The organism is Vibrio sp. 1180_3, assembly GCF_029478545.1.
Lineage (GTDB): Bacteria > Pseudomonadota > Gammaproteobacteria > Enterobacterales > Vibrionaceae > Vibrio > Vibrio aestuarianus.
Window position 1 is genome coordinate 1 of sequence record NZ_SJFM01000061.1, and the last position, 6,583, is coordinate 6,583.

The 6,583-nt window shown below is 39.0% G+C and carries 5 protein-coding genes and 1 pseudogene; 1 reads left to right on the top strand and 5 read right to left on the bottom strand.

The features are described 5' to 3' along the window. A pseudogene (locus EYW48_RS19945) lies at nucleotides 1-115 on the top strand (IS630 family transposase); the annotation flags it as partial. Here EYW48_RS19945 and EYW48_RS19950 read toward each other — a convergent pair. The 5 genes from EYW48_RS19950 to EYW48_RS19980 all read right to left on the bottom strand — a co-directional run bounded on the left by EYW48_RS19950 (nucleotide 85) and on the right by EYW48_RS19980 (nucleotide 4,936). Beyond that, nucleotides 85-654 carry a hypothetical protein gene (locus tag EYW48_RS19950; RefSeq protein WP_277432925.1) on the bottom strand — a complete coding sequence of 190 codons (570 nt, stop codon included), beginning with the start codon at nucleotides 652-654 and terminating at the stop codon, nucleotides 85-87. The pseudogene EYW48_RS19945 and the gene EYW48_RS19950 overlap by 31 nt on opposite strands. Nucleotides 655-815: 161 nt before the next feature. Further along, on the bottom strand, nucleotides 816-1,895 hold the full coding sequence (locus tag EYW48_RS19960; RefSeq protein WP_047690261.1) for a type I restriction endonuclease: 1,080 nt from the start codon (nucleotides 1,893-1,895) through the stop codon (nucleotides 816-818). 212 nt (nucleotides 1,896-2,107) lie between these two features. Beyond that, nucleotides 2,108-2,788 (bottom strand): hypothetical protein, encoded by a 681-nt coding sequence (locus EYW48_RS19970; protein ID WP_277432926.1) that lies wholly within the window; start codon nucleotides 2,786-2,788, stop codon nucleotides 2,108-2,110. A gap of 682 nt (nucleotides 2,789-3,470) precedes the next feature. Further along, entirely contained in the window at nucleotides 3,471-3,965 is a 495-nt protein-coding gene (locus EYW48_RS19975; RefSeq protein ID WP_002961862.1) for a GNAT family N-acetyltransferase, read from the bottom strand. 110 nt (nucleotides 3,966-4,075) lie between these two features. Further along, complete coding sequence (locus tag EYW48_RS19980) at nucleotides 4,076-4,936, bottom strand: DUF2971 domain-containing protein (protein WP_277432927.1); 861 nt, start codon at nucleotides 4,934-4,936, stop codon at nucleotides 4,076-4,078. Between the last annotated feature and the right edge of the window lie 1,647 nt (nucleotides 4,937-6,583).

Consider the following 6,583-nt stretch of genomic DNA (forward strand, 5'->3'; position numbering starts at 1 on the left):
CTTCAAGGCGGCAATAGACCAATTTTTTTCTGTGACTCTTCCAGAGATCGCAGGCTCTTTGACATCTCGAATTAATGATCATTTTCAGGTTCTCAAGCCTGCATCTTCAAGTTGATTCGGTATAGAATCACGATAAATACGCTCCAATGACTGCAAATTGTTGGATATTTTCAGAAGATTTACTGAATCCAAATGCGATGAGAACTTGAGAAACACAGCATCACCACTAATGTCATCAAACAAATTGCGAACTTCATTTGTAAGCTTGAATATCTGAAATCCCAAGTAGCTTTGATTTGCTACATGATTTTTTAATTCACGTTGCTCAAGTTTTACTATCCCTAAGATATTATCGAGAGTATTTGTGTCAAGGTTGTACCCATATATGACTTTCTTAATAAAATACAGATAGTTAAAAATGCACCCTGTCAATTGACGCTTTATATGCTCGTGAATATAGCTTTGCTCTTTTCTAAGCACCTGCTGACGAATTACGTCATAAAAAAGATAAGCTACAAAGAAAAATACGCCGTTGGATGCCACTGAAGTTAAGACAGAGCTTAAATCTTCACTTTTCACAAATTCAGCACCAAGAAAGCACAGAACTGTCGCTACACCCAAACTTAAATATGGCAAAAATCTAAGCCAATACATTCATCTCGATTCCTAATATTGATGCCAAAGCATATAACGCCGCATTAAGGGGCAGACAACGCCACCACAGAACTAAAATAGACAACCGTAAACACAAATTTTCGAGTAAACCACGAATGCCACGCGTTGACTGTCCCTCTTAAATGCTTTGTTATGTGTTTTTACTCATATAATGCGAGGGTGTTTTGTAATTGCTCACTGAAATTGAATATATCATCCACAGTTTCGATCGGATGCCGAGTTTCATTCTTAGCTTCGTCAAAGATGCCAATATATTTCTGCTTAGTATTAAACCACAAACGGCATAGAGGCTTGCGATTGTTATCATCGAGCAGAATCCCAAAATAGCTTTGAGTATCACGCGCACAAACTCTCTGTACTTCTACTTTTTGCCTAAGTATTGCTTTAACTATATTAAAACCTTCTATTTCTTCTTCTGTAGTAAGAATTTTAGATTTTTCTGAACTTTCATTTGCGTCTTCAGCAGGAATAACTTGAGTTTCAACATTAATCGATTCTTTGACGTCAGCACCAATAGCTGATTTTAGACGGGCATTTATACTGTCATTGAGAAACTGCTTTAAAGCTTTAGTGGTAATGTCTAGGAATTGAGATTTCACTTTTGCAGTTTGAACACCGTCATAGACGCGAGAAGTAAAGAACTTCACAAAATCTTCTTCTGGGTTTTGGAACTGCTCACCTAGAACTTTCTTTATTTGGTTCAAATATTTTAATTCACCTGCTGCATCAACTACAGATTCAACATCAAAGGAGGATTTAGTTAATTTTTTTATTTCAGGGACAACATGCTCATCTAAATTTTCGAGATCTAATGTCAAAAATGGCTTTTCATCCATTTTATTAGGAGCATCCAAATCAGTGAAAAATTGATATTCTGAGCCATTAGTTAAAATGGCAATACGTGCATTTGTTACTGAGAAATATCGAAATAATTGGTTGGCATGCTTTGTTGATAATGATTCACTATACTTCTTACATTCAATTAGAATTTGAACTACACCATCTTTGATCAACGCATAATCAACCTTTTCCCCCTTTTTAGTTCCAGTATCAGCCGTAAACTCAGGTATAACCTCATTTGGATCGAATACGTCATAGCCAAGGACCGAATGCAGAAAGGGCATAACTAAAGCATTTTTTGTTGCTTCTTCGGTAGCCAGATTAGCCGAAACTTGAGAAACTTTCTTCGAAAGAGCCTGAAGCCGTTCAATAAAATCCATAAAATACTCCATTACATGCATTGAAAAAGATTGATTATACCCGATAAAAGCTAATGGAAACGTCGTTCAGTTAAAAGTTTAAAGTCGAGAAACACATAACGCCCGCTTAAGTGGTGAGCAACGCGATACGGTGTTTCTGCACACCACCTAAATCACTAAACTTAACGCATGGTAGAAATGCCACGCGTTGCGAATCCGTCTTAAAGCGTTTGTTAGCTTACCTCTGCGACATTCACGACGTGATATTTGTTGTCTTCATCCAATGTAAGATCGAACATTTTATTGTAAGAATTGGTGTTTGCGTCTTTGCAACTGATGATTAATTTCAATTCAGATGGAGCCTTACCACTTTTCTCGGTATCCCACTGCAGAGTGTGTCTTTGTCCTTCATTAAAATAATGAACGACACTTTTTGGGTTTATTTCCTCTATCTCTGGAACTGTACTAAAGCTAACACTCGAAGCTGGTCGTCCAGAGTTAATTAAATTAATTTGATAGGTTACTTTTGCATCCGACATAGAACTCCAGCCAGCACCCGTTATTGAAAAATTTGGGTGCGCCTCTCTCATTGCGCGGATTTCTTCGATTTCCAAAACTTTCAGGTCTGCTTGTACCTGCTCCCTAGTAGCTTTCACTAGTTCTTTGTGCTGCTCTACAGACTTCTTGAGTTCTTCGGCTTGTAACTCCAGTGCTTTCGTATTTTGCTGAAGTTCACTCTGCTGCTGAATGTAACCTAGAATTAACCAAAAAAGCATAAGCGGTCCAAACACACCCGCAAAAAAATCACCAAACTCATTGAGAGGCATGGTTGCAAGGTCTGGGAGGCTACCCCATCGTAATAGCAGTATCAGTGCTATGTATAATGCTGTAATTATCACTCCAAATTTAGTCACAAATTCTCCTTGTAAGCTAACGCCCAATTAAGTGGTGAACAACGCACTGGCCAAGCCGCTGCATTGCACCGTAAAACACTTTACCTGACGCATAGTAAAACTGCCACGCGTTGAGAATCCACTTGAATTGCTTGTTATGTGAATTTTACCGTGAATTCAAAGTAAACCACCGTAGAAAGGAAGAGATTTGAATAACTTACGTGCAAAAACGATGCTAACCAAACCCTAAATTTTACAACGATTTTAGCCAAAGAGAGCCACTTACAGAATCAACAGCAAAGAAAGCGCCCTTTCAGCCACAACCAAACCTTTTGCTTCACCAGACTTTCAGAGCCGAATGTCAGCAAGCAAATCAGTCAAAAATGCATTTCAATTAAAGCGATTTGAAACCGATGAAACTCAATACAAACCTGATCAAAAAACCAATTGAGGCAACCCAAGAACCTTGAAAACGATCAATCTCAGGTTGTTCAAGAATCCATTTCGACAAAGCCAACTTGCCGAAAACACGGAACGAATTTTCAATGAAATCGTAGCTTTGACCTTAAAAACTCATCAAACACATAACGCCGCGTTAAGTGGTGAGCAACGCTACCACCCTACCTAAACCATTGTGACATAAACACTTAAACCGATGTAAGCCGAAAATGCCAAGCGTTGGGAATCCGTCTTAAACGCTTTGTTATGTGCGTGCCAAACGGTAGCGCCTTACTGTGCCCTCGCTTTCATCTGTGTAGTTGCCAAGGTACTCTCCACCACAGTTTTCGATAACCTTTTGGGATGCTGGATTATCAATTGAACAAGTGACAATAGCTGAGTCAGCTAAAGCGTGGTCACGAACCCAAGCAAGGAGATATGAGGCGACACCTTTACCACGAGCTGAAGGTCTAGTTTCGTAGCCAATATGACCAATTACATTTTCTACGTTGGCATTGCTACCTTTGCGAACTCTAATAGCACCCACGATTTCAAAGTCTGATACGCAATAATAAGTTGTGCTGGGCAAATATCCATTTGGTAGATCAGTAGTTGCGTTCGAACGCTCAACCAAACCAGACAAATAAGCTTCAGGATTTTGCTCTACACCCGAATATTTTGGGATACCCGAGTCCAAACATTCCCTTGCGTAACTCGCTAACATTGGAGCTAAATCTGGACTTGCTTCTAATACTTCCATGCCAATTTTCCTTTAAAGCACATAACGCCGCATTAAGGTGTGAGCGGCGCTTGGCTATACTTGAGCGAAGCGAAACTGCCAAGCGTTGCGAATCACTCTTAAATGCTTTGTTATACCGTTTTTGAATGGTGTTTCCTTTTTATTTGAAATGACTCGACATCGATATACGCTTTATACACGTCACACTCAATCCCCACATTCCCTTTTAGAACAGACAACAAAGTAACAAGCTTACTTTCTGGCATTTTTTCTCCATAAGTAATCGACTTAATTGCTGCTGGATTAAAATAATTTACATTACCTGTGCTTTTTAGGACAAGCCTAAACTCATTCTCATATGCCCACTCTAAAGATTTGGTAGCTACCAGTGATCCTAGATTCTTAGAGCTTCTATCGCGTTCTGCTGTTCCAATGAACAAGTCTATAAAACTGTTTTTCTGTAGTACTTGGTATTCCATAGGGCACAAGCCGACGTTCTGTTCTGATGCAACCGATAAGCTATGCACTAATTCAGAATAATCGTACTCAACACAGAAGCCTCGCATCCCGTTCCCATAATGTGACCACATTAGTTTGTTCTCTAGAGCAAGTTCATTTTCATCGATGTTATCTGAGACAAGACAGCATGCTTTTGTATCGTTGATGTGAGCACTAAATTCCTTTTGAGTCATTGCTACAACGTTTTTCATGTGCTGTTCGTAATGTTCACGCAATTCATTCTTTAAAATAAGTTCAGTTAGGGCTTGGTTAACCTGTTCTGACGGTATATCTCCCTTATGTAAAGCTTTATACATGGCAATTACTTTTGACTGATCATATTCTCCTAAATCTGCTCGCAAGGCATTTTGAACAAACAAGTCTTCAAAAGGATCATTGAAGTCAGAATAAGAGCTAAACCACAAATAGTTATTAGCTAGAGCATCTAAGTCATGCGCATTGTAAGGAAAGAATCTATATAAGCTTTTAATCAATTATTGCTCCACCGATATGTAATTTTTAGACAAGGTATAACGCCCAATTAAGTGGTGAACAACGCACTGACCAAGCCGCTGCATAACACCGTAAACACTTTACCTGACGCATAGTAAAACTGCCACGCGTTGAGAATCCACTTGAATTGTTTGTTATGTGAATTTTACCGTGAATTCAAAGTAAATCACCGTAGAAATATAGACATTTTAATAAGTTACGTGCAAAAACGATGCTTACCAAACCCTAAATTTCACAGCGTTCTGAGCCAAAGAGAACCACTTGCAGAATCAACAATAAAGAAAGCGTCCTTTCAGCCACAACAAAACCTTTTGCTTCACCAGACTTTCAGAGCTGAACTTCAGCAAGAGAGTCAGTCAAAAAGACATTTCAATTAAAGCGATTTGAAACCGAAGAAACGCAACACAAACCAGATCGAAAACGCAATTGAGGCAACCCAAGAACCTTGGACGTGACCAATTGAAGTTCTTTCACGGATTCATTTTGACCAAGCTAACTTGCCGAAAACACGGAACGAATTTTCAATGAAATCGTAGCTTTGACCTCAAAAACTCATCAAACACATAACGCTCAATTAAGTGGTGAACAACGCACTGACCAAGTCACTGCATTGCACCGTAAAGCACTTTACCTGACGCATAGTAAAACTGCCACGCGTTGAGAATCCACTTGAATTGCTTGTTATGTGAATTTTACCGTGAATTCAAAGTAAACCACCGTAGAAATGAAGAGATTTTAATAAGTTACGTACAAAGACGATGCTTACCAAAACCTAAATTTCACAGCGATCTGAGCCGAAGAGAGCCACTTATAGAATCGACAATAAAGAAAGCGCCCTTTCAGCCACAACAAAACCTTTTGCGTCACCAGATTTTCAGAGCTAAATTTCAGAAAGTGAATCAGTCAAAAATGCATTTCAATTGAAGCGATTTGAAACCACCGAAACCCAACAAAAACCAGATCCGAAACTCAATTGAGGCAACCAAAAAACCTTAAAAACGATCAATCTCAAGTTGTTTAAGAATCCATTTCGACCAAGCCAACTTGCCGAAAACACAGAGCGAATTCTCAATGAAATCGTAAATTTAATCTCAAAAACTCATCAAACACATAACGCCGCATTAAGTGGTGAGCGACGCTAAACACTAATGCCTCGGCAAACCACTTAAAACACAAAAACTGAATTTACACTAAAAACACCAAGCGTTGCGAATCCGTCTTAAATGCTTTGTTATGCAAATTCAATAAGATAAATCAGAAGTTACACTACATTTGATTAAGAAAACAATCAAAATATTGGTTAAGTGAACCAAGAATCAGCCAAAGCCTGAACCGTGATAAATAAGCCGCCAAAACAAAGTCCACCTTTCAGCAACAAACCAAGCTTTTGAATCAGACAAACTCAACAAGCAAGACTTTCAGCAAGTGCAAAATGTTCGATTAACTTACCCTTTCCACACTTTGCACCCGCAAAACTGACAACGCGCCAACGCTAAAACTGATTGAGGCAAACCAAGAAACTTGCCTGTTTTACGGTTTGAGTTAACCAAGAATTTGAGGGTAAAAATGCTCATTTGCCGACAATACAAAACGAATGGCCGGAGAAATCCCAAAAGATTGAACCCCTA